Here is a 22,623-nt window from a genome sequence, read left to right on the forward strand (position 1 = left end):
TGTCCTTCTAACGATGTGACGTATTCAGAGATTCGATGGCGCGCTTCATCTCCCGGGCGAGTTCTCGCTCGTTGGCGACGATGCGGCTGGTTGGCCCGGAAATGGCAACGGCCAGCGCCCGCGCGCCTTCCGGCACAGGCAAGGGTGCGGCGATTGTGGCCGCGTCGGATGCGACGCTGCCGATATACAGCGCATAACCGTCTGCTCGCGTCTTGCGCACCGCGTCCATGATCGTCGCCAGCGCGGCGGGTGACGGCGCGGCCGTATCGCCAGGGGCAGAACGCCGGTGCATCTCGGCGATCGTCTTGTCGCTCTCCATCGACAGGCAGGCGTAGCCGACAGCCGATGCCCAGAGCGGCACGACCTGGCCGACGGTTGCGATGTAGGAGACCGGATGAAGGCCGAGTTCGACATCGATTACCTCCAGCGCCTGATTGAGCGGCGTGGCCAGCGTCACCGTTTCAAGCGTCGCCTGCTGCAATTGCTTGGCGAGCGCCAAGACCTGGGGATCGACACTGAACAGCTGGTCGATCCAGCCCGCCAGCCGGCCAAGCCGGGCGGTCGGGAAATAGGTCTGTGTGCGCCGGTCGAGCAGCAGGATGTCGAGTTCGGTCAATCCCTGCAGCAGGGCCGCGACGCTCGAGCGCGGCATGTCGAGCGCATCGGCGATGAAGAGACGGGGGAGCGGACGACGCTCGGCCTCGAACAGGGCGAGGATCTGCACCGTACGCTCTACCGACTGACTGACCGACGCTCGAACCATGAATGCCCTTCCGGCAGCACCAAACGCCGCAGGCGCGGCGACTGGCACACGCAATCCCCATAACGTCTATCTATAAATATAGACGAACAAGACATGATTGTAGATGCGCTTGACAAGGTTGTACAGCCATGAAATAGTTAATAGGACAAATAAGTAACTACAGAGCGATAGAACGCAAATTGATGTCGTTCTGGTGCCGTGTATTTTATCATCCAAGAAATATCGGCTTCTATTTATGAATATACGCCGATGCGTTCTGCATAATCGATGTAGCAATCTAGGAAATCCGATGACGAATCACCCAGCGCGTGCAGAATTGACGCTCGGCCGTGGCATCAGGAACGCGAATGCACGGTCAACGAACAAGACGGCCCTGATCTTCGAAAACCGTTCGCTCACGTATTCGCAGCTGGTTTCACGGATCAACAAGACCGCCAACATCGCCGCCGGCCTGGGCCTTGGCTTCGGCGATACGGTGGCGGTGCTCTCGCCGAACTGCCTCGAATACGTGGAACTCGTTGCGGGCCTCTCCGATCTCGGCATCATCGTCGCGACCTTGAATCCCCGCCTCACCCGCCCGGAGCTGGAGCGTATCCTCGATGACTGCCGGCCCAAGGCGATCGTCTGCCATCCGTCCACGCGCCACCTGGTGTCCGACGAACGGGCGCGCGACCTCAAGCTGTTCGAACTCGGCACGCAATGGGATGACCTGCTGACGCAGGCGAGCGACAGCTTTGTTCCCGGTTACGTTCCCGAAGATCACACCTTCTCGATTTCCTACACCTCCGGCACCACCGGCATGCCGAAGGGCGTCATGCTGTCGCATCGGGGGCGTGGCCTCGCCTTCCTGATCATGCAGGCCGAATACAACTGCTTCGGTTACCGCGACCATTTCCTGGCGCTGTCGCCTCAATACCACGGGGCGGGCTTCGCGTTCTGCTACGCGCCGCTGGTGTTCGGCGGCACGACCACCCTGCTCGGCCATTATGATCCCGAGTTCATGATCTCGCGTATAGGCCAGGGCGACATCGACGGCGTGTTCATGGTGCCCACCCATTTCCACCGCATATTCGACCTGCCGCAGGCAACGCTGGACAAATGGAAGGGCACTCATCGGCTCCGGACGATCATCTCCAACGCCGCCGCTCTTCCGCAGACGACCAAGGAGCAGATCATCGATTATTTCGGCGAGGACCTGCTCAACGAGAGCTACGGATCGACCGAAGTGGGCTTCGTCTGCAACATCCGGCCCGAAGATCACCTGCGCAAGCCGCACAGCGTCGGCGTGCCGTTCTACGGCATAGAGGTGGAACTGCGCGACGAGAACGGCGAACCGGTGCCCAATGGCACGCCGGGCGAACTTTTCGCGCGCGGCCCCACAACCTTCAACGGTTATCTCAACCGGCCGGAGGAAACGGCCGAGGCGGTAAAGGAAGGCGGATGGGTCACCGTTGGCGACATGGCGATCCGCGATGACGACGGCTTCCACTACATCGTCGACCGCAAGAAGGACATGGTGGTCTCAGGCGGCGTCAACGTATACCCGCGTGAGATCGAGAACGTCGTGGCGCGGGTCGAGGGCGTGGCCGAAGTCGCCGTTGTAGGCCGCCCCGATCGTGAATGGGGCGAGGCTTTGCACGCCTTCATCGTCCCCTTCACCGGGGCCGAAGTGGATGCCGACCTCGTCATCAAGGCCTGCCGCACCGAGCTCTCCGGCTACAAGGTGCCGCGCGGCATCAGCTTCATCGGCGAGCTGCCACGCAACGCCAGCGGCAAGATCATGAAGCGTGAACTGCGCGACATGCTGATCGCCGAAGCGCCCGGTTCCTGACCGCCACGCCAGCGCCTCCCCCCGGAGAACCGTCTTGATCAAGGCCCCCGCATCCCTCGATGGCAAAACCATCCTCATCACTGGTGGCGGATCGGGCATCGGCCGGGAAACCGGACTGATCGCCGCAAGCCGCGGCGCGCGCGTGATCCTGGCCGACATCGATGCTGGCAAGGCCAGCGCCGTCGCCGCCGGGATCGGCAGCGAAAGTGCCGCCTTCGGCTTGGGCGTCGACGTTACCAACTCCGCCGATGTCGCCCGCATGATGGCGGAAGTCGAGGCCAAGTCCGGCTCGATCGACGGCCTCGTCTGCGCGGCCGGTCTTACCGGTGACGCGACGCTGCTGGCCGAATGCACCGACGAAACGTGGAACAGCGTTGTCGGCGTCAACCTGACCGGCATGTTCTTCACAATCCGCGCCGCGATCCCGCTGCTGCTCAAGGCTGGCGGCGGGTCGATCGTGAACCTGTCGTCGGTCGCGGGCCTCGTCGCCGTTCCCAACCAGGTCCAGTATATCGCCAGCAAGTTCGGCGTGATCGGACTCACCAAGTCGGCGGCGATCGACTATGCGCCGCAAGGCATTCGCGCCAACGCGGTATGCCCGGGTGGCACGCGCACGCCGATGCTGGCGGGCTGGGTCGAGGCAGACCCCGACCGGGAGCGCTTTCTGGCCGCCGGCCATCCAATCGGCCGCATCGCCGAGCCTGCGGAAATTGCCGAAGCAATCCTGTGGCTGATTTCCGACGCATCTTCGTTCGTCACCGGCGCGGTCTTGCCCGTCGATGGCGGCCTCACCATCCCCTGAGGAACAAAACAGTGGTCAAAGCAATCGATATCGTCTGCAATCTTTTTACCCCGGTGGAGTTCGAAGAGGGCAGCCTGGGCTTCGACGAACGGTTCATGGAACAGATCAACATGCCGGCAGACATGCGCGGCGGGGTCACCATCGAGCGCTATATCGAGAAGATGGATGCCGCGGGCGTAGAACGCTCGCTGCTGCTCGCCTGCCGCGCGGGCGATCCGCGCATGAAGTGGTCGGCGCACATCCCCTATGAACGCGTCGCGGAGATCTGCGCCAAGTATCCCGACCGTTTCTCGGGCGTTGCGGGCATCGAGCCGAACATGGGCATGCAGGGCGTGCGCGACCTGGAACATGCGGTCAAGGAGTATGGCTTCGTCGGCGCCCACTGGTACCCGCACTGGTCGCGCATCGCTCCCGACGCGGCACAGGTCTATCCCTATTACGCCAAATGCTGCGAGCTTGACGTGCCGGTGATGATGCAGGTCGGGCAGAACCTCGTCTACCAGTCCGACATCCGCCTGCCGTCGGTCGCACGGCCGATCACGCTCGACCAGGTCGCCATCGACTTTCCGGAGCTGAAGCTGATCGGCATCCATATCGGCGTGCCGTGGACCGGCGAGATGATCGCCATGGCGTGGAAGCACCCGAACATCTATATCGGCGTGGACGCCTATGCACCGAAGTACTGGCCGGAGGAACTCTGGCATTACCTCAATACTTACGGCAAGCATAAGGTCCTGTTCGGCACCGACTGGCCGGTTATCGATCCCGAACGCGGCATTCGCGAGATCAACGAGCATGGCGTCCGGCCCGAGGCCTATCCGCTACTGATGCGCGAAAACGCGCTGAAGCTGTTCAAGCTGCCGGGCTGACCGGAACCGGCGACCTCCCCTTCCGAAAGGAAGGGGAGAAAGCGGCCAACCGCGCCGCGAGATAGTCACGCACGAACTCGACACCGGCGGTCCGCTTCAAACGGACAGCTATGGCCCGGCACCTATCGCCCAAAATCCCGTCATCCCGGCGCAGGCCGGGATCTCATGCCGGATTGCCTGAGGCCAGAGATGCCAGCCTACGCTGGCATGACGGGGGGAGAGGCTTGAAGATGTCTCGACGGTTGTCGCCTAATAGCGGTCGACGTGCAAATCGTTTAGCATCGCAGGATGCGCGCACCTGTCTGGCTCATTATCGCGGTCGCTGTCACGGGCTGTAACGCAAGTCCTTACGCAACGGTCGCCGATGAAACGCTCCACGGGATTGCGAGGCAGCGGGCTCTGCCGGAGCGATACGCTCTTTATGTAGAGGTTCTGCATTCGCGGACACCGAGCCGACCTGTCCTTGCGGACGATGTCGCTGCTCTTGGTCCCTCGGCTTGGGCCTATGTCTACGACCAGGCAATGAACGGTGGCTCGACAGAACTGTCTCAGGCTCTGCCAGTGCTCTTCGCGTTCGATCGCCGCTGTTCGCCCCAGGAGCGTACTCAATTACGCGCGCATGCGGATCGTGTCTCTCCCGCAGATTCAGCGCGTGCGTTCAAAAGCTACATCGATAACCTGTGCGGTGCGGGTCTGCCCGCGAGAGACTGATGGCAGATACCCCCTGCCCTTTGCTCCCGCGGAATTTTTCCTAACCCCTAATAAGGTTCATGGGGATTCTCGGCATGAGCCGGTGCGCCGGCCTGGCGGCGTGGCGGCAGATCGAGCGCCCGCACTGCCAGCACGCAAAGCAGGATCAACACGGTCGAGATGCCGAACGGCACGCTGTAGGTGCCCGCGCTGTCGTAAAGCGCGCCGATCGCATAGGGGCCGGAAGCCGCCCCCACGGACTCGATAACGGCGATCGTCCCCATGATCCGACCGATCGCGGGACCGAGGAACAAGTTCGATGTCAGCAGCTGGATCAGCGAGTAATTGCCACCCCAGCCAAGCCCGAACAGCAGCGCGCCGATCCACATCCAGCCGGGCGTGGCCATGGTCAGACACGCGCAACCACACGCCATGATGACAAGACTGGTCACGTGGACAATCCGCGATCCGAACCGGTCGGCGAGAAAGCCCGCACCGATCTGAGAGGTCAGCGCGCTTATGAACAGCAGGAAGACCGCGCCGCTGGCCGCCGCCCCACCCAGTCGCAGGTCGCGCTCGACGAACAGGACCATGTTGGTGACGACGCCGAGCTGGACGCAAAAGCCGATCGCGGCGGTGATCGACAGCAGCCAGAAATTGCGATGGGTCAGCGCCGCCTTGTAGGTCACGCCGGGAACATTGGGATCGTCGCTTTCAAAGCTGGTGCTCCCCTTGAGACGCGGGAAGATCAACAGAATGCCCGGGATGATGAGCAGCGGCGTGACCGCGTCCACCAACAGCGCGTGCCGCCAGCCCAGGTTCATGGCGAGGAGATCGTTGATGCGCGGCGCGATCGCCTGGCCGAAGCTGGACCCGGCTATGATGAAGCCGATCGACAGGCCACGGTGCCTGTTGGTCGAAGCCGCAACCAGAATGACGTTGGCGAAGAGCCCCGCCGTCACCAGACACAAGCCGAACAGGATGTGGATGGCGTAGAGCGCGTAAATGTCATCGGCGCGCGAATACATGGCCATGCCGATCGCCATCAGCAGCATCCCGATCACCATCAGCGGCTTGAGGCCGATCCGATCGAGCAGGTAGCCCGCCAGCGGTCCGGCGACTGCGACAGTGCCGAAGGTAAAGGTATCGCGGAGCTTGAGCGCGCCGACGCTCACGTGAAAGCGGGTCAGCAACTCGCTGTCGAAAGCGGTGATCCCGGTTACGATGAAGCCGTTGTTCACAAACAGGACGGCCGCGCTCATCAGGACGATGAAGAGGGAGCGTCTGGTCGCTGGGTCCATGGCAGGCGACGTCGGGGAAGCGGTCTGCTGCTGGTACATTGTCACTCCGGGAGGGGGGCGGTCGCGATGGACTGTTCTGGCCGAAATACATGCTGCCTTGACGCGCCGCGCAAGCCCCTTGCCACCCGATTGGCCGTCGGCACGCGCCCAAACCCGTTTATGTGATTACAAAGTGACTCCCTCCCCCGGCGCATCCGGTATCAACCGGGTGATGCCGCCTTCCACGGAGGCGCACCTCCCTTTTTGTGGTTCGGAGAAACACCTCATGTCCCTCGAAAACAAGGTCGCCATGGTGACCGGCGGCGGTTCCGGCATTGGCCGCGCATCGGCCATGACCATGGCCGCCAAGGGCGCCAAGCTGCTGGTCACCGACCTCAATCTGGAAAGCGCCGAAGCGGTCGCGGCCGAGATCGTCGCAGCCGGCGGGACCGCCGAAGCCGCAGTCTGCGACATTGGCGAGGAAGACAGCATCCGCGACGCGATAGAGACGGCGGAGCGCCGATTCGGCAAGCTGGACGTACTGCACAACAATGCCGCCATGCTCTCTGACGAAGCGCTGATCGGGGACCAGGATATACTGACCGTACCCGTGCACGTATGGGACCGGATCATGGAGGTGACAGTGCGCGGCACGATGCTCGGGTGCCGCCATGCCGTGCTGGCGATGCGCCGCGCGGGCGGGGGCAGCATCATCAACACCTCCTCCATCAACGGCATCCGCGCCGCCAACCGGATGCCCGCCTACAGCGTATCGAAGTGCGCGGTGAACATGCTGACCGAAGTGGTGGCGTCGATGCACGGACGGGAAGGCATTCGCTGCAACGCCGTCGCCCCCTCGATGATGCGCACGGCGACGCTGGAACGCCTCGTGCCCAAGGAGATCATCGACTACAACGCCGATGCGGCTCTGCTGGATCGGCTGGGCCAACCCGAAGATGTCGCCAAAGTCGTCGCCTTCCTCGCCTCGGACGATGCCGCCTACATCACCGGCCACGTCCTCCCTGTCGATGGCGGCACCATGGCGCACCTGCCAACCTATGATGCAGAACGCCGCTACCTGCTCGCGAACGCGAGGTAATACGCGATGCAGTACCGCAAGGCCTATGCCGATACGCCCTCTGGCCAGATCCACTATGCGGAGGTCGCGGGATCGGGCGATCCGATCGTGTTCATCCACAAGACCGTCAGCACTTATCGCATGTGGCTGCCGGTAATGGAACGCATGGAACCGGGGCGGCGAATGATCGCGTTCGACATGCCCGGCTTCGGCGAGAGCTTCGATCCCTCCAGCCCGGTGCCGCTCGCCCAATATGGTGCCTGGCTGGCCGAGGCGATCGACGCCCTGGGCATTGCGCGCTGCCATATCGTTGGCCACCACACCGGCGCGGGCGTCGCGCTGGCGCTGGCGACCGATCGTCCCGATCTCGCGCTCTCTCTGAGCATGATCGGCCCTCTCCCGCAGAATGCGGAAGAGAAAGCCGAGAGTGCGGCAAAATATGGTACGCCCTTCACGCCGGAAGACACCGGGCAATACCTGTTCGAAAACTGGAACTACGTTCGCACGGCGGGCGCGGCGGACATCGATCTCGCCAATCGCGAGATGAGCGCGATGCTGCGGTCCTGGCAGACACGGGCCTGGACCTATGACGCGGTGTGGCAGTTCGACTTTGCCGAGCGCTATCAGGCCGTGCGGGCACCGCTTCTCATCTTCTGCTCGCCCGACGACTTCCTGTTCCCGCTGTTCGATCGCGCCAAGGCCATGCGCCCCGACGCGAAGGCGGTGTTGTTGTCGGGCGGGGAGAATTACCAGACCGACCGCGTCCCGGGCGAGATTGCCGCGGCGCTGTCGACCTTTCTGGGCACACGGGAACGGTAACGCATATTGAGGAGAATGAGCGTGAGGAGCGTCAGCCGTGCCGATCCGGGCTTCTACAATTTCCTCGCACTCGGTCGCAATGCGCTGGATGCACCCGATTTCCTCGGCGGGCTCTGCGGGGCGCTCATGAGCGCCGATCCGCGATCCGGATCGCAGACCTTCTGCATCGAGCTGTTTCCCGGCTGGAGGAGCCGCACCGACGGCAAGCTCGCCTCGCTCGAACTGTTCGTGCTGCGCGGCGACCTCAGCTTCAACGGGCAGGTGATCGGGGCGTCGGCCTATGTCCATGTCGCGCAAGGTTGCGGCGGCGGCGAGTTCAGCACCACAGGCGGTGCGCTCGTGCTTGCCTTCTGGAACCCCGACATGCCCTGCTTCCCCTACCCCTACACGCGCAACCGGGTTATCGAGCCCTGGCGCGAGCAGTGGATCAACAGCGTGCCGGGCAGCCACGGCGTGATGCACAAGTCGCTCCGCCAGCCCGACTCCGTCCCCCACCCAACCGACGAAGGCTTTGACGGCGGGCCGGGCGGCTATCTGCGCTTTCAATATATCGAACCCAACACAATCGCGCCCAAGGAGCATGTCCATCATGAATGCTTCGAGGAAATCATCCTGCTGCAGGGCGATTGCTTCTTGGTGAACGAAGGGCAGATGGGCATCGGCAGCGTGGTGAACCATCCGCAGGAATGGTATCATGCGCCGTTCATATCGCGCACCGGCGCGCTCCTCCTCGTCCATACCGACGCGCCGATGGGGTATCCGTGGCCGCCGCGTGACTATCCGGGCGTCGATGCCCTCGCCCGCGCCTATTTCGAAGGCGCCGAGTGGGACAAGCCGACCGCCCATATCCCCTGGGACCAGCATCCCGTCGCCAAGTTGCAGGATGCCTCCCCCGACTATCATGAATGGCGCAAAAGCGGCGATTCCGCGCTGTGGGGCGATGCCGACCCGGGCGATCGTGTGCCATTCATGCCCGCAGGGCGCGGCACGGTGTCGAAGTTCCGATCCAGCTGGAAGCGCTGCTGCGACGAGTGACGGCAAGCGCGGGATAACCGCAAGGCGGCACCGAAGGGCGCCCTCAAACGGCCAAGCCGCGCTTCAGGAAATCGCGCACGCCCGCCGCCACGCCGTCGGGATCATTGTCCGGCTGGAAGTCGAAGCCCTTGACGATCGATACCAAGGCATCCGGGCGGGCGCGGGTTGCGTTGTGGAAGATCCGGTAGAGCACGTCATCCTCGGAGATCATCAACAGGATCGGCACCTTGATCCCGGCCAGCAGCTTTTCGCTATCCTGGTCCCAGACAGCGCTGAATGCCTTGGGAATCGAATCCCAGGCCAGCAGGTGGTCCAGAACCTCACGATGATGCAGGTCGGTCCGGGTGTGCGCGCCAATGATCTTGAGGTATTCCCAAGCCTGGCCGAGATGGCTGCCATCGGCCTCCATCCTGAACGGTGTGGTGAACGTGGAGCGAAAGCTGTCCCGCTCGGCCGCGGTCGCGATCACCGGCCCCATCAAGCCGAAGCTGGTGATCCGATCCGGAACCTGCGCGGTCATTTCGAGCGCGATGCAGCCACCGGTATGATGACCGATCAGATCGAACTCGCCGACGCCCATGTCATCGAGCGCCTCGACCAGACGTGCGGCGAGATAGGGCAATGTAAACTCGCCCTCAGGCCGGAAGCTGTTGCCGAAGCCCGGTGTATCGAAGGCGATGCTCGGGTGGTCATCGCCCAGGCGCTGCATCACCATTTCGAACATCGCGCCCGAACTGGCAGTCTGGTGCAGGAATACGACGGGCCGGCCCACACCTTCCACGCGACGATAATGGACCTGTCCGTCGCGGCTATCCGCATAGCCGCGACGAATGGCGATGTTGGTCATATCATGCTTCCCAAGGGTAAAGGCGCCGTGCCCTCACCCCGAGATGCACAGGTCGATCGCCTTGTGGTAGCTTTCCTGCCGCGCGGCCTTTTCCTGCAGGTTCTCGTATTCCTGCTGGACCGGCCGCATCACCAGATCGATGAACTGGGCGCGCAACGCTTCACGCTTTGCCGCCACTTCGGGTGACGGGCGGTAAGCATCGATCCGGTCGGTCAGGAGACCACTCCCGTCGATGATGCGCTCGGCGCTGTCCAGCCGCTCGCGCAGCACGACCACCTCGCCCGCCAGCGCGAGCAGCATGGAGAGCATGCTGTCGAGCGTGCCGTCCTCGAAATAGCTGGGGCGTTCGCCCTTGGCCTTGCGGGGAAGTTCGATCATGCCTTTTCCTTCTCCGCACCCCAGATGTACCAGGATCCGCCGCCGCCGAAATCGCCAGCCTGAAAGATTTTCGTCCGCTGCTTTTCCGCCTGATCGAAGGCAGAAGGGATCGTCCGTTCGAAACCCTGTTCGGCGCCGAAGCCCGCGAGCTCGGCCATCTCCTCCGGCTGTATAAGGTGGCTGCCGCCCCAGAACGGCTCGTTGTTGTTGCGCGTATCCCAGTCGAGCATGCACGCCTCGAAATCGGTCATCGCCCGGTAGGGCGGCGTTTCGAGATGGAGGACCACACCGCCCGGCGCGAGCAGCCGATAGGCCTCCTTCATGATATTGCGGATGGCCTTGTTCGACGTTTCATGCACCAGGATATGGCTCACGATCAGATCGAAATGGCCATCGGGGAAGTTCGTCTTCTCCGCGTTCTGCTGACTGTAGTGGACCTTCTTGCCCATCGCCTCGGCGCGGGCATGGGCGTAACGGATCATCGGCGCGCCGAGATCGACGCCGTAGATCTCCGCTTCGGGGAAGGCATCGACATAGGGAAGCGTCGAATGGCCGACGCCGCAGCCCATGTCGAGGACGCGTTTGGGCTTCAGGCCCGGATAGTGCGCCTTGATATGGTCGCTCATCGAACGCCCCATGTCGTCGTTGAGAGGGCCCATGCGTCCCATGGCATAGAACCAGACCGCGCGGTCATAGACCGCGCCATTGGACAGGTCATCCTCCCGGAATTCGCCGTGATAGTTGCCCGGCATGCAGTGGATATCGACCGCCGAGATATAGCCGGGGATCGGCATGTCGGGATCGAGCGTGACACTGCCGAGCGGCGCGGTGTTCCCCTTCGCCTTTGCCTGCAATTCGTCGATCTGGCGTTCCACCGAGACCTGAACAGAGCGCCACATCATCTCCTGGCTGGAGCGCTGCATCGCACCCCAAAGGCGATAATAGCCATCGTCCGCCATCAGCGCACGAACATCGTGATAACTGCCGGGCGCCCTGCCCGCCTTCTCCGCCTCCGGCAGAACGCGCGCTTCGTACGCAAGCTTGTTGCCGGGTGCGACACGGGTTGCGAGGTGATATTTCAGCGACTTGACGAACATCTGGCGGCTTTCCTCCTCGGAGGTCGGCGTTGCCAGCGCGTCATGTTCAAACTGCCGGTTGGGATCGAGAGTCGCGGTATTCATCGAACCTGCCTTTCGGTGGGAGTTTCATGTTAACCGCGCCGAATCAGGCGCTACGCGTCAGTGGGTGAAATTTGTATTCATTTGCATCCACTTGCAATCGCTAATCTCTTGGAATTTTCCTCACGAAATGTCGGAAAACAGGGAAATATGCAGCCACATCATTCAAGATAAGGCGGAGCATTCATTTTGCCGCCACCCATAAAAGTATACATAAATATGTACGGAACGTATTGCCCGGACGACTCCCCGAATATCGTTCGGCCTCTACTGCCAATCTTCGAATTTATATTCGACATCATCCAGAATTTTAGCGGGATTCAGGACGAAGGTGAAATTGCCGTACCAGGCACGCGAGACATTGTTCGTGGGAATACGATCGATCCGCGAGGTTCCGGGATAACCCATTCGCGCCCATCCGCGCCCCTTCCAGCAGAAGTCCATCTTGAAATCCGCGGTTTGCGCATGGACGATCTGACGCCGCGCAGGAACATCGGGGTCCGGCGAAGCGATGTGGCGCATCATAATCCAGCTATTGAGCGCCCGCAGATCTTCCAGAGACGCCTTCTGGTCTATCACCACCGCAACCTCCATCATGGTGCGGCCGTATTTCTCCAGCTTGCCGTAGACCTCGTTGGCATGGATCGCGATATGGTCGTCATCGCACAGCAGCTTCGGCATGCCGAAGATTTCGCGCCCGACGAGCGTGGCAGTGTCGGTCGAAGTCCAGATATAGGGGATATGCATCCCCTTCTTCCCCTGGAACTCGACCTCGTGGCAGATCAGCGCCTCGTGGTAGTGGAGGCTGTGCGGCGGCTGCGCGCCGTCCATGATGATCGCGATGACGCGGTTGTGATCGGCGGGCCTGAGTGGCTCGGGCGTCATGAACTCGATCTCCTCTCGCGGGATTTCAAGCTCGACCATGATCGCGTGGTATTTTTCCATGAAATAGGGGCCGGGCGCGTAAGGCGGAGACCAGGTAGGGATGACCTGCCCGTGCCGTACTTTCCCAGTCATCGCTATCTCCCGGAGCAGAACAGACCAAAAAGAACGGCCCCTGCCAAACCAGGCAGGGGCCGCAGTGAAAGATCAGAAGCGAGCCTTGATTTCCAGACCAAAGGTCCTGAGCTCGGCGCGGTAGTAGGCATTGGCCGTACCGGTAATGATCGGCGCGATCTCGTTCACATATTTCTTGTTGAAGATGTTCTTCGCCCACACCGTGATGTCGAACCGGTCGGTGGCGATACCGAGGCGACCGTTCACGACGTTGTAGGGCTTGCGCGCGAAGTCCGGATCGTTGGCGGTGTTGTACTCGGTCCGGCCCGCGCGGTTGAAGTCAACGCGGCTGACCAGCGTTTTCGTATCGGAGATCGGCGCGTTGATCGAGGCGCCGAGAGTGAGCGTGTCCTTCGGCACGTACGGCGGCTTGTTGCCGATGACGGCGGGGTTAGCCGCAAGCGCACGGATCTCGGCGTCAATCAGGCCATAGGATCCGAACAAGGTCAGCCAATCCGTCGCCTTGATGCTCGCATCGACCTCAAGGCCCTTGACCCGCGTCTTGTCGATCGACTCGATCGATTCCACGAAGGCGATGGGGTCGAAGAGATACTGCTGCGCGTTCCGCACGTCGGTCCAGAACAGCGCCGCGTTCAGAGTCAGGCGGCGGTTCATCAGTTCGCTGCGGAAGCCCACCTCGTAGGTTGTGGCGACTTCCTTGTTGAACGAATCCTGCGTGATGATCGCCGCTTCGGCGCGGGCACGCGCGGCCGCGGGCGTCAACGTCGGGTCCTGGCTGCGATACAGCGTCACGCGGCTCAACACGGCGGTCTCACGGGTGCCGATGGGGTTGAAGCCGCCCGATTTGAAGCTCTTGCCCCAGCTTGCGTATACCGATGCCGTCGGCAGTACCTTGTAGGTCAGCGTGACCTTCGGCTGGAACTGCTTGAAGGTCCGGGAGATGCCGGTAGCGCACTGCGCCGCCGTCTCGCTGAGGATACGCACGCAAGGGTTGTAGCTCGCGCCGCCCAGGAACGGGTTGGGCTGGTCGGGGCCAATGTCGCCCACGGTACGCTTTTCGATGTCGTAACGGCCTGCCAGGGCAAGCGAAAGCTTGGACGTGAAATTGAATTTCACGTTGGCGTAAGGCGCGTAGTTCGTCCCGTCGAAGCGACCTGTGAAATAGTTGGTGGTCGCGTACGGCGTGTTAAGACCGAAAATCTGGACCGGGAAGGGAATGCCCGCGCCGCCACCCACAAGCGTCCGGACACCCGCGGCGTTATAGCCAACATAGCCGACCAGATCAGCCGCTGACATGCCTGCGGGGATACCGCCATTCAGCGTGTTGGCGATGGTGTAGTCACGCCGCGCCCAAGTGTATTCGAAACCAGCCTGCCATTCGAGGAAGCTGTTGGGATCGTTCTTCGAGGTGAGGCGGATTTCCTGGGTGACCTGGCGGTTGCGAATGATCAGGTTCTGCGTGCGATCGCCAAAGATCGGGGCCCAGCCGTAGTAGTTCGTCAAACCATCCGCCGCATCCGTGTAAGGATAGTTCTTGCCGCTCGAATATTGGTTCGTGCTGGAATATCCGGTGATGAGAGACAAATCGGCAAAGTCGAAGGCGTAATTGAGTTTGAGGCCGATGCTCAGGACATTGCGCTCATAGCGCCCCGGAACGTCCGAGGTGAAGGGCACGTCGAGATTTTCGTTCGCACTGATGTCGGTGACGGGGACGCCGTGGACGATGGTTCCGTTGGGCGACAGACCCGGCGTGGCCTGAATCTTCGGAGTGTAGGCGACGGCGCCACCGGTGGCATGAGAGAGCACCACGCGGCCATCGGCGGTGAACGGACCACCCTCGTCCCAGATCAGGCGAAGACGGCCAACTTCTTCTTTGAAGCGGTGCGGGTGTTCGCCCGTATTCACGTTGGTATAGCTGCCGTCGGTACCGGTGAAGGCGCCCGACAGACGCGCGCGCAGCTTGCCGGGAATGATCGCGCCGCTGACGCTTGCGTTCGCATTGTAGGAATTGAAATTCCCGTACGAGAACATCATGTTCCCGGTGAATTCCTCGGTCGGCTTCTTCGTCGTGAGGATGATCGCGCCCGCCGAAGCATTGCGGCCATAGTAGGCGCCCTGCGGCCCCTTCAGCACTTCGATCTGCTCAAGGTCGAAAAGCGCGGAGTTGAATTCCGCCGGGCTGCCCACCTTCACGTCATCGACGAGAATGGCGACGGCCGGTTCCGCGTTGCGGATCGAGGCCTGGCCTCGCACGTTGATGAGGAAATCACCGCCATTGACCGATGAGGTGATGTTGACGTTGGGCGTCAGCGCCAGGAAATCCGTCGGCTTGACGATACCGGCGTTCTCGATCGTCTTGGCGTCGAAGACCGAGATCGACACGGGCGTATCGATCAGCTTGGTGCTGCGCTTCAGACCGGTGACGACAATCTCGCCACTATCAGCTGCAGCGGCGTCGGCCGGCGCGACCGTTTCCTGCGCGAAAGCTGGCTGGCAGGCGAGAGAGACGACCATCGCCGCGATGGAAACCGAACTCGCCCTAACCAATGATCTGTCTGTCATAAGCCCCTCGTTTTGCTGAAAATGAAAGCCCGAAACCTCCCGAGCAGCGATGACGTCAGGTTGACTGACTCACTTTTTCATCAAGGCTGCAACTTCAAATTTGTACTCATTTTTTATTGAGTCAATCGCTTTTCCGTTTGAATATTGGATTTGAGAAAAGCCGAAAATTGAAAATCAATGCATTGTTATTTAACAATAATATAACAAATCTGCATTGCAGACGGCCCTACTGACACCTGGCGAGTCATCAATTTTAGTATACCATGAAACCGAAGGCCGACTTATCGCGCCCACTTCCGGTCGAATTCCCATATTGCTGGAAAGCCGATGTCTTCACAGAACTCGCTGAAACTCGAGATGCCAACGCCGGGCGGATCGGCGCGCCCGGTTTCGCGCAGTCCGGTGAGGGCGCGCTCCATCGCATAGGCGGACACAAGGCCCGTCAACGCCGGATAAATAGCGCAGGCAAAACCCATCTGTTCGAGTTCGGCGGCGGTCACCATCGGGGTGTAGCCACCATTCGACATATTGGCGACAAGCGGCGCATCGAGCGCGGCGGCGGCACGCTGCATCTCTTCCGCGCTTCTTAACGCCTCGACGAAGATCATGTCAGCGCCGGCGGCCGCATAGGCCTCCGCCCGGCGCAACGCTCCATCAAGCCCCTCTTTTTCGCGCGCATCGGTGCGGGCGATGATCATCGTGTCGGCCGATTGCCGCGCGTCGCAGGCGACCCGTATCTTGTCGACCATGTCCTCGAGAGAAATGACCTGACGGTTGGGGGTATGACCGCATTTCTTCGGAAATATCTGATCCTCGATCTGGATCGCCGCCACCCCTGCATCCTCATAGCCGCGGACCGTGTGATGCACGTTGAGCAGGCCGCCGTAGCCGGTATCGGCATCGGCGATGATCGCCAGGCCGGTGGTCTTCACCAGCGTCGCCATGCGCTCGCGCATTTCCGCGTAACCGACAATCCCGGCATCGGGGATGCCGTGGCAGGACGCGGTAAGCCAGAAGCCGCTGCCATAGAGCACGTCATAGCCCATTTTCCGGGCGGTGATGGCTGCGATCATATCGTGCACACCCGGCACGATCAGCAGCTTGTTCTCGGCGAGACGCGCCCGCAGAAGAGCCCCCGCCGACATCACGCCGCAACTCCCCGGATAAAGACCGCGATCCTGTCAGCCACTTCCCCGGCGCGAAGGTCCGGCTCGAAATTGCCGCCTCCCCCCAGTTCGTGCGCGACAGCGTCCGGCCGGATTTCCGCCGCTCGCTGAAAGAAGGGGTAGAGCACGTCGTCGGGCGCACACATGATCTGGAGCGGACAGGCGATGGCGCGGTAAGCGGCGGTGAAATCCTGATCCCATACCGCCTGATAAGCAAACGGACGGGACAGATAGGCGCGCAGCATGTCTGCCATCTCGCGGTGAAGCACCAGCGGATCGTCCACTTCCTCGCCGAAGCTCATGTAGGTCCAGTTGTCGAGGAGATACCGGCCCGTCGGCTCGGGCAGGAAGGCCGGGCCATATTGCTTCGCCGATTCTTCACGCTCCGCCTCGGTCAGCGGAAGCGGACCGATGAGCGTGACGGACGCAACCAGATCAGGCCGTCGGGCGGCAAGTTCCGCACCGATCGCGGCGCCGGTATGATGGCCGACGACGTGCGCCCGGTCGATGCCAAGCGCCGTCATGGCTTCCGCCATCCAGTCCGCGTACATCGGCATGCTTGTCGCCCCGTCAGGATCGAAGCTGCCACCAAAGCCCGGCGTATCGAACGCATACATCGGCAGGCCGAGATCGAGCTGATCCAGCACCTTCAGCCACATTTTGTGAGAACTGGCCGTCTGATGAAAGAAGACGATAGGCACGCCCGCACCGGCGGCCGCGCAGTAGTGCATCTGGCCGGCGGCAACGTCGATGTAGGCTTTTCTAACTTGCAAAATCTTTCCCCTGGAAAGCCCCGATGCGGTACCGCAAACCCCGTGCGCCCCGCCGCTTCAATCCCAATCTTGTACGCAATATTGACGACGTCAATCGCTTTTTGATGCAACACACAACGACAAATGCGACATTATTTCGGCATTTTCAGGAGGATCGTCGTAGCCATCGGCTTTCAAGCCATCGCTCAATTGTACACATTGAAGGATCGCAAAGCGCCAGGCACGCGGAAAAACCCCATGCCCCGCCTCAGCGCGGGATTACACACGGCGACGCGTGAGTCGGTCCGGCTCGCGTCGTGACCGGATTCTTGGCCTCGCCGGCAACTCGCGTTTTGCTTTCAGGCGGTCCGGGGAGTTTGCCCGCGCCGCCTAGAGGGCCGCTTCGTAAAGGCGCCGGGCGTCTTCCCGTGTGATGGCGCAGGGGTTGTTGACGAGCAGGCGCGTCTGCAGCATCGCATCACTGGCGAGCCGATCGAGATCGTCGCCATGGACCCCCACCGCGCCCAGAGTATCCGGCAGACCGCAATCGGACGCGATCGCGACCAGCGCCTCGATCAGCCCCTGGGCCTGAGCCTGCCGGCCAAGCGCGGCCAGCTTTGGATCGACCAGCGGCCCCAGTTCAGCGTAAAGATCCATGGCGGACGCCATGTTATGCCGCAGGACATGGGGCAGCATCAGCGCGTTGGACAGGCCGTGGGGGACATGGAATTGCCCCCCCAGCGGATAAGCAAGCGCATGCACGCCAGCAACCGGCGCATTGGCAAAAGCCACGCCCGCAAGGTGGCTGCCAAGCAGCATGGCGCGCCGCGCCGCAACGTTCGCCCCATCCTTGACGGCAACGCGGATGTTCGCGGCGAGCATCGCCAGCGCCTCGCGCGCCAAGGCATCCGACAGCGGATTCTTCAGCCGGGCCGAAGTGTAGGCCTCGATCGCGTGAACCATTGCGTCGATGCCGGTGGCGGCGGTGACAGCGGGCGGAAGCCCCAGCGTCAGGTTCGCATCGAGCAACGCCCAGTCGGCGTAGAGCGCTGGCGCCACGATGCCTTTCTTCTGGGCATCGCCGACGGTGATGATTGAGATCGGGGTCGCTTCCGAACCGGTACCCGCCGTCGTCGGCACAAGCACCAGCGGCAGGCGTTGCCCCGTTGCGAGCCCAACACCGTAGATTGCGTCTATCGCATCGCCCGAGCCGAGCAAATAGGCGGCAACCTTGGCGACATCCATAGGGCTGCCGCCACCGAAGCCAACCACACTCTCTGCTCGCCGCCCCGCTGCCCCCTGCCCGGCCGCGACTGCCGCCAGAACCGTTGCTTCGGAGGGATCGGCCTCTACGGCATCGAATATCACCACCGCACGCCCCGTCGCTTCCAGCGCGGAAATCGGCGCATCGCACAGACCCAAAGCGCGCATGTTGGCGTCGGTGACGAACAGGACCGGCCCGTCCGGCAGCATCGCGCCCATATCGAGCGCCGCATCGACCCCCGAGACAAGCCGCGGGCCGTAAGAGAAGCTGAACACCTCGGTCATGACAGCCCGAGCGCCCCCGGATTGAGCCGACGCTCCGGATCCAGTGCAGTCTTGATCTTTTCCAGCACCTCGTAGCTCGCCGGATCGCGGTTCTGCTTATAGGGCGCGACCTTGCCGATGCCGAAGGGCGCTGTGCCGACTTCAGCGAACATGGCAAGGATGGCGGTGCGGATCTCCTGCACCAGCGCGCGCGCCGCAGGGTTGCTGGCAAAGCTCCGCGCCTGCGCAAGCTTGCGCGGCGAAAGGATCTTCTCGTGGAGTTCGTGCGGTGAATCGGGCCAGTAGAACAGCACCTCGATGATCATCGCCGACGCGCCGACCGGGTTGCTGAGTATCCCGGTCAATATGCCGTGCTCGATCATGCGGGGGCCGTAGGATGCGAGCAGTTCGAGCAACCGCTTCATCCCCTCCATCCCGTCCGACAGCGCAATGAAACCATGCACCGGAACCCAGCGCTCGCCAGAGGGACCGAGAACCTGGTCCATCGATCCGAATGGGGTCGAGCGCATGACCTGCGGGATGCTGTTGGGGATCGGCTTGCCGCCCTGCGCGGTGGCGATCAGCCTTACCTCCTCCGCCGCCGCTTCCGCCGCCGCCTTCAGCGCGTGCTCGACGACCACGTGCATCGAATAGGCGCTCTCATTCATGAAGCCCTTGCCGCCCGCAACGATCTTTGCAGCATTCTTCAGGCCCTTGAACAGGCTGCCGCCGGCGCTGACGACATGGCGTAGCGCATCGACGTTCTGCACCAGGCTGTTGCGCTCCATCAACTGGCTCTGCAGCACGGCGTCGAACGAGAAGCAATCCGCGGTGCAGCCCGCGCGGGCGATCGCATTTTGCGCCTGCCAGACGGACTCGAAATCATCGAAGCCGAACGACAGCGTGATCATGTGCTCAGGCCAGCGGATCAGGCGGAAGGTCATTTCCACCTTGATACCGAGCGCGCCACAATCGCCCAGGAACGGCCCGGTAAGATCAGGGCCATGCCATCGGAAATAGGGCTTGGAACCGGTCATGGCAGCCTGCCCTGTCCTCACCAGCGAACCATCGGCCAGCACCACCTCCAGCCCGAGCACATGATCGGCGGTCGTGCCGTACTGGGTGGAACCGTAAAAGATGCTGCCTTGGCTGAGCCCACCACCAACCGTGGCCTTCGCCCCCGACATGGTGCCGAAGGCAGGCAGGCGCAGACCCTTTTCCCGAAGCGCCTCGTAAAGCTGCTTCCAGGTCACCCCCGGCTGCACCGTCACGAACATGTTGGCCTCGTCGATCGTTATGATCTGGTCGAGTGCCGAAAGGTCGATCAGCACCGACTGCTCGACCGAGGGAACGTAGCCCTTGGTATAGGACATGCCACCGCCGCGCGGAAAGACGGCGAGCCCGGCGGCAGCCGCCTCGCGGACTATCGCGACGATCTCTTCCTTGTTGCGGGGGCTTACGATGAAGGCCGCCGACGCGCCATCATAGAAGATGTCGCGCGTCATATAGTCGCGATCCTCCCCCGCGCGTGCCACGTTCTCCGCACCGCAAATGGCTGCGAACCGATCGTACAGGCCAGCTTCGGCTAACGTCGCCATGCTCAAATTCCCTCCGCCTGGCTGTCGCTCAGATAATGCAGCGGATCGGCATCCTGCCCCTGCTGGGCAAGGACGCGCTTTACCAGGCGCAGCGCGACCGAGCGGCGGATGGGCTCACCCCGGCGCAGCTTCGACCAGGTATTCCAGCTGATCCCGAACTGGTCGCTGAGGCTGGTCGAGGTTTGCGCGATGCAACGGCGCGACATTTCATGGACGAGATCGATACGGACGACATAGGCCCGCGGCGGGGTCACTTCATTCAGCATACAACCTCCCGTTTTATATGCGGTTGCCACGGCATTGCCCTTTCCAGCTTGCCCTCTATCGCGGCGATATCTTCGGCCCGCGCAAGGGTCTCCCCGATCATGTCAAGGCCCGCCAGGAGCTTGTCGCGAATGGCGGGCTCGATCTCGAACGTGCGTACGACCCCGCCGCAGCTGATGGTGCGGTTCTGAAGATCGATGGTGAAGACGAGGCCCTGCGCCGCGTCGGCCAGCAGCGCGGCCACGTCGGCCTCGCCCAGCGTGATCGGAAGCAGGCCGTTGTTGATGCAATTGTTGTAGAAGATGTCGGCGAAGCTGGTCGATACGACGCAGCGTATGCCAAAATCGAGCAGCGCCCATGGCGCGTGTTCGCGGCTGGAACCGCAGCCGAAATTGTCGCCCGCAACCAGGACAACCGCTTTGTCATAGGGAGGCGTGTCGAGGACGAAACCGGGCATCGGCTGGCCCGCCTCGTCAAAACGCCAATCATAGAACAGCGCACCGGCAAGGCCCGTGCGCTCGATCGTCTTGAGAAACTGCTTGGGCACGATCTGGTCCGTGTCGACATTGGCGACCGGCAGCGGCGCGGCGATGCCCGAAAGGCGCGTGAAGGGCGTCATGCCGCCGCACCTTCCGCGCTGGCATGTGCCCGCACGTCCACCAGATGCCCTGTGACCGCCGCGGCAGCCGCCATGGCCGGGCTCATCAGATGGGTGCGCCCGCCGCGTCCCTGCCGGCCCTCGAAATTGCGGTTGGATGTGGAGGCCGACCGTTCCCCCGGCGCCAGCCGGTCCGGATTCATGCCGAGACACATCGAGCAACCCGGCTCGCGCCACTCGAACCCCGCCTGGAGGAAAACGCGGTCTAACCCCTCGCTTTCCGCCTGGCGCTTCACCAGGCCCGAACCTGGCACCACCATGGCATTGACGCCCTCGGCGACATGGCGCCCATCGATCACAGCGGCCGCCGCGCGCAAATCCTCGATCCGGCTGTTGGTGCAACTGCCAATGAAAACCCGCTGGATCGGCGTGCCCGCGATCGGCTGGCCAGGTTCGAGCCCCATGTAATCCAGCGCGCGTTCGGCGCTGGCGCGGCGAACCGGGTCGGCGATATCGCGCGGATCGGGCACCTGCCCATCGATGGCGATCACCTGCTCGGGACTGGTGCCCCACGTCAGCAGGGGCTTGAGCGCGGCGACGTCGATGACGATCTCCTGGTCGAACACGGCGTCATCGTCGCTGCACAATGTCCGCCAGTATGCGACAGCGGCATCCCAATCGCCCCCCTTGGGCGCAGCGGGACGGTCCTTCAGATAGGCGAAGGTCGTCTCATCCGGCGCGATCAGGCCTGCGCGCGCGCCCGCCTCGATCGTCATGTTGCACAGCGTCATGCGCCCTTCCATCGACAGGGCACGCACCGCTTCGCCGGCATATTCGATCACCGCACCGGTGCCACCGCCGGTGCCGATCTTCGCGATCAATGCCAACGCGAAATCCTTGGCGGTCACGCCTGCGGGCGCTTCGCCTTCGAAGCGGACCCGCATGTTGCGCGATTTGCGCGTGCGCAGCGTCTGGGTGGCGAGGACATGCTCGACTTCCGAGGTGCCGATGCCATGCGCCAGCGCGCCGAAGGCCCCATGGGTAGAGGTGTGGCTGTCGCCGCAAACGATCGTCATGCCCGGCTGGGTGCGGCCCTGTTCCGGACCGACGACATGAACAATGCCGTTGCGCGGATCGCCTATCTGGAAGGCCTCGATACCAGCGGCGGCCGCGTTGTTGCGCAGCGCCTCGAGCTGGATGCGCGCAACAGGATCGGAAATGGCATCAAGACCGTCCGCCTGGCGCTCCGTCGGAATGTTATGGTCGAAAAGCGCCAGCGCGCGCCCGGGCCGGCGGACCGTTCGGCCGGCCGCGCGCAACCCCGCAAATGCCTGAGGCGTCGAAATTTCGTGGAGCAAATGGAAGTCGATATAAAGGAGCGACTCCCCCGCTGCGTCGAAAGGGGCCGCATGAGCAGCCCATATCTTGTCATAGAGGGTTTTAGCGGCTGCCATTACGCGACTTGCCTTCCTCAAGAATGTATACGATTATCGACGGAACCCCGTAATTTGTCGATAATTCCCTTGATAAAACCGATTGTCAAGGTCGATGGATGAATTTATGTGTACA

21 protein-coding genes are annotated in these 22,623 nt (G+C 62.4%); 7 read left to right on the forward strand and 14 right to left on the reverse strand.

Annotated elements, in window-relative coordinates:
* Positions 1–7: 7 nt before the first annotated feature.
* The gene (locus NMD1_RS18660; protein WP_125956377.1) at positions 8–763 is read right to left on the reverse strand and encodes an IclR family transcriptional regulator; all 756 of its coding nucleotides are present in this window, start codon (positions 761–763) and stop codon (positions 8–10) included.
* Positions 764–1,052: 289 nt separating this feature from the next.
* Between NMD1_RS18660 and NMD1_RS18665 the strand changes: the two genes are divergently transcribed.
* Genes NMD1_RS18665 through NMD1_RS18675 form a run of 3 tightly spaced genes read left to right on the forward strand, consistent with a single transcriptional unit; the run spans position 1,053 to position 4,265 of the window.
* A complete protein-coding gene (locus tag NMD1_RS18665; RefSeq protein WP_158454013.1) occupies positions 1,053–2,594 on the forward strand; it encodes a class I adenylate-forming enzyme family protein in 1,542 nt (513 codons plus the stop codon).
* A 34-nt stretch (positions 2,595–2,628) separates the two neighbouring features.
* Positions 2,629–3,396, forward strand: coding sequence for an SDR family NAD(P)-dependent oxidoreductase (locus tag NMD1_RS18670; RefSeq protein ID WP_125956382.1), 768 nt, complete (start codon positions 2,629–2,631; stop codon positions 3,394–3,396).
* Positions 3,397–3,407: 11 nt separating this feature from the next.
* Positions 3,408–4,265, forward strand: coding sequence for an amidohydrolase family protein (locus NMD1_RS18675; RefSeq protein ID WP_125956384.1), 858 nt, complete (start codon positions 3,408–3,410; stop codon positions 4,263–4,265).
* 758 nt (positions 4,266–5,023) lie between these two features.
* Here NMD1_RS18675 and NMD1_RS18680 read toward each other — a convergent pair.
* Entirely contained in the window at positions 5,024–6,217 is a 1,194-nt protein-coding gene (locus NMD1_RS18680) for an MFS transporter (protein WP_158454014.1), read from the reverse strand.
* Between the two features lie 304 nt (positions 6,218–6,521).
* Between NMD1_RS18680 and NMD1_RS18685 the strand changes: the two genes are divergently transcribed.
* Genes NMD1_RS18685 through NMD1_RS18695 form a run of 3 tightly spaced genes read left to right on the forward strand, consistent with a single transcriptional unit; the run spans position 6,522 to position 9,167 of the window.
* On the forward strand, positions 6,522–7,334 hold the full coding sequence (locus tag NMD1_RS18685) for an SDR family NAD(P)-dependent oxidoreductase (RefSeq protein ID WP_125956390.1): 813 nt from the start codon (positions 6,522–6,524) through the stop codon (positions 7,332–7,334).
* A 6-nt stretch (positions 7,335–7,340) separates the two neighbouring features.
* The gene (locus tag NMD1_RS18690) at positions 7,341–8,132 is read left to right on the forward strand and encodes an alpha/beta fold hydrolase (RefSeq protein ID WP_125956392.1); all 792 of its coding nucleotides are present in this window, start codon (positions 7,341–7,343) and stop codon (positions 8,130–8,132) included.
* Positions 8,133–8,147: 15 nt separating this feature from the next.
* A complete protein-coding gene (locus NMD1_RS18695) occupies positions 8,148–9,167 on the forward strand; it encodes a hypothetical protein (protein ID WP_147457763.1) in 1,020 nt (339 codons plus the stop codon).
* A gap of 43 nt (positions 9,168–9,210) precedes the next feature.
* On the opposite strand, the gene NMD1_RS18700 is transcribed toward NMD1_RS18695, so the two are convergent.
* From NMD1_RS18700 to NMD1_RS18720, 5 genes are all read right to left on the reverse strand, one after another.
* Positions 9,211–10,014 (reverse strand): alpha/beta fold hydrolase, encoded by an 804-nt coding sequence (locus NMD1_RS18700; RefSeq protein WP_125956396.1) that lies wholly within the window; start codon positions 10,012–10,014, stop codon positions 9,211–9,213.
* A 33-nt stretch (positions 10,015–10,047) separates the two neighbouring features.
* Positions 10,048–10,392, reverse strand: coding sequence for a hypothetical protein (locus NMD1_RS18705; RefSeq protein WP_125956399.1), 345 nt, complete (start codon positions 10,390–10,392; stop codon positions 10,048–10,050).
* A complete protein-coding gene (locus NMD1_RS18710; protein ID WP_125956401.1) occupies positions 10,389–11,573 on the reverse strand; it encodes a class I SAM-dependent methyltransferase in 1,185 nt (394 codons plus the stop codon). The genes NMD1_RS18705 and NMD1_RS18710 overlap by 4 nt, the downstream gene beginning before the upstream one ends.
* A gap of 264 nt (positions 11,574–11,837) precedes the next feature.
* On the reverse strand, positions 11,838–12,587 hold the full coding sequence (locus tag NMD1_RS18715; RefSeq protein ID WP_125956404.1) for an acetoacetate decarboxylase family protein: 750 nt from the start codon (positions 12,585–12,587) through the stop codon (positions 11,838–11,840).
* A gap of 72 nt (positions 12,588–12,659) precedes the next feature.
* Positions 12,660–14,969 carry a TonB-dependent receptor gene (locus NMD1_RS18720; RefSeq protein WP_233497854.1) on the reverse strand — a complete coding sequence of 770 codons (2,310 nt, stop codon included), beginning with the start codon at positions 14,967–14,969 and terminating at the stop codon, positions 12,660–12,662.
* On the opposite strand from NMD1_RS18720, the gene NMD1_RS21605 reads away from it, so the two are divergent.
* On the forward strand, positions 14,863–15,168 hold the full coding sequence (locus NMD1_RS21605; protein WP_233497869.1) for a hypothetical protein: 306 nt from the start codon (positions 14,863–14,865) through the stop codon (positions 15,166–15,168). The genes NMD1_RS18720 and NMD1_RS21605 overlap by 107 nt on opposite strands.
* Before the next feature lie 262 nt (positions 15,169–15,430).
* On the opposite strand, the gene NMD1_RS18725 is transcribed toward NMD1_RS21605, so the two are convergent.
* From NMD1_RS18725 to leuC, 7 genes are all read right to left on the reverse strand, one after another.
* Complete coding sequence (locus tag NMD1_RS18725) at positions 15,431–16,294, reverse strand: oxaloacetate decarboxylase (RefSeq protein ID WP_125956409.1); 864 nt, start codon at positions 16,292–16,294, stop codon at positions 15,431–15,433.
* Positions 16,294–17,088 (reverse strand): alpha/beta fold hydrolase, encoded by a 795-nt coding sequence (locus tag NMD1_RS18730; RefSeq protein ID WP_125956412.1) that lies wholly within the window; start codon positions 17,086–17,088, stop codon positions 16,294–16,296. Before NMD1_RS18730 ends, NMD1_RS18725 begins: the two co-directional genes overlap by 1 nt.
* Positions 17,089–17,457: 369 nt before the next feature.
* The gene (locus NMD1_RS18735) at positions 17,458–18,615 is read right to left on the reverse strand and encodes an iron-containing alcohol dehydrogenase (protein WP_125956414.1); all 1,158 of its coding nucleotides are present in this window, start codon (positions 18,613–18,615) and stop codon (positions 17,458–17,460) included.
* Positions 18,612–20,192, reverse strand: a complete 1,581-nt coding sequence (locus NMD1_RS18740; protein ID WP_125956417.1) for an FAD-binding oxidoreductase — start codon at positions 20,190–20,192, stop codon at positions 18,612–18,614. The genes NMD1_RS18735 and NMD1_RS18740 overlap by 4 nt, the downstream gene beginning before the upstream one ends.
* Before the next feature lie 2 nt (positions 20,193–20,194).
* Positions 20,195–20,458, reverse strand: coding sequence for a hypothetical protein (locus NMD1_RS18745; protein WP_199558164.1), 264 nt, complete (start codon positions 20,456–20,458; stop codon positions 20,195–20,197).
* A complete protein-coding gene (leuD, locus tag NMD1_RS18750) occupies positions 20,452–21,075 on the reverse strand; it encodes a 3-isopropylmalate dehydratase small subunit (RefSeq protein WP_125956419.1) in 624 nt (207 codons plus the stop codon). The genes NMD1_RS18745 and leuD overlap by 7 nt, the downstream gene beginning before the upstream one ends.
* On the reverse strand, positions 21,072–22,508 hold the full coding sequence (gene leuC / locus NMD1_RS18755; RefSeq protein ID WP_125956421.1) for a 3-isopropylmalate dehydratase large subunit: 1,437 nt from the start codon (positions 22,506–22,508) through the stop codon (positions 21,072–21,074). Before leuC ends, leuD begins: the two co-directional genes overlap by 4 nt.
* Between the last annotated feature and the right edge of the window lie 115 nt (positions 22,509–22,623).

This window comes from Novosphingobium sp. MD-1, from assembly GCF_001014975.1.
Classification (GTDB): Bacteria; Pseudomonadota; Alphaproteobacteria; order Sphingomonadales; family Sphingomonadaceae; genus Novosphingobium.

Coding starts and splice junctions, on each gene's coding strand:
- NMD1_RS18710 (WP_125956401.1), bottom strand. CDS start 11,573: ATGAATACCGCGACTCTCGATCCCAACCGGCAGTTTGAACATGACGCG.
- NMD1_RS18680 (WP_158454014.1), bottom strand. CDS start 6,217: ATGAGCGCGGCCGTCCTGTTTGTGAACAACGGCTTCATCGTAACCGGG.
- leuD (WP_125956419.1), bottom strand. CDS start 21,075: ATGACGCCCTTCACGCGCCTTTCGGGCATCGCCGCGCCGCTGCCGGTC.
- leuC (WP_125956421.1), bottom strand. CDS start 22,508: ATGGCAGCCGCTAAAACCCTCTATGACAAGATATGGGCTGCTCATGCG.
- NMD1_RS18700 (WP_125956396.1), bottom strand. CDS start 10,014: ATGACCAACATCGCCATTCGTCGCGGCTATGCGGATAGCCGCGACGGA.
- NMD1_RS18745 (WP_199558164.1), bottom strand. CDS start 20,458: ATGCTGAATGAAGTGACCCCGCCGCGGGCCTATGTCGTCCGTATCGAT.
- NMD1_RS18705 (WP_125956399.1), bottom strand. CDS start 10,392: ATGATCGAACTTCCCCGCAAGGCCAAGGGCGAACGCCCCAGCTATTTC.
- NMD1_RS18695 (WP_147457763.1), top strand. CDS start 8,148: ATGAGCGTGAGGAGCGTCAGCCGTGCCGATCCGGGCTTCTACAATTTC.
- NMD1_RS18735 (WP_125956414.1), bottom strand. CDS start 18,615: ATGACCGAGGTGTTCAGCTTCTCTTACGGCCCGCGGCTTGTCTCGGGG.
- NMD1_RS18690 (WP_125956392.1), top strand. CDS start 7,341: ATGCAGTACCGCAAGGCCTATGCCGATACGCCCTCTGGCCAGATCCAC.
- NMD1_RS18715 (WP_125956404.1), bottom strand. CDS start 12,587: ATGACTGGGAAAGTACGGCACGGGCAGGTCATCCCTACCTGGTCTCCG.
- NMD1_RS18725 (WP_125956409.1), bottom strand. CDS start 16,294: ATGTCGGCGGGGGCTCTTCTGCGGGCGCGTCTCGCCGAGAACAAGCTG.
- NMD1_RS18665 (WP_158454013.1), top strand. CDS start 1,053: ATGACGAATCACCCAGCGCGTGCAGAATTGACGCTCGGCCGTGGCATC.
- NMD1_RS18660 (WP_125956377.1), bottom strand. CDS start 763: ATGGTTCGAGCGTCGGTCAGTCAGTCGGTAGAGCGTACGGTGCAGATC.
- NMD1_RS18740 (WP_125956417.1), bottom strand. CDS start 20,192: ATGGCGACGTTAGCCGAAGCTGGCCTGTACGATCGGTTCGCAGCCATT.
- NMD1_RS18685 (WP_125956390.1), top strand. CDS start 6,522: ATGTCCCTCGAAAACAAGGTCGCCATGGTGACCGGCGGCGGTTCCGGC.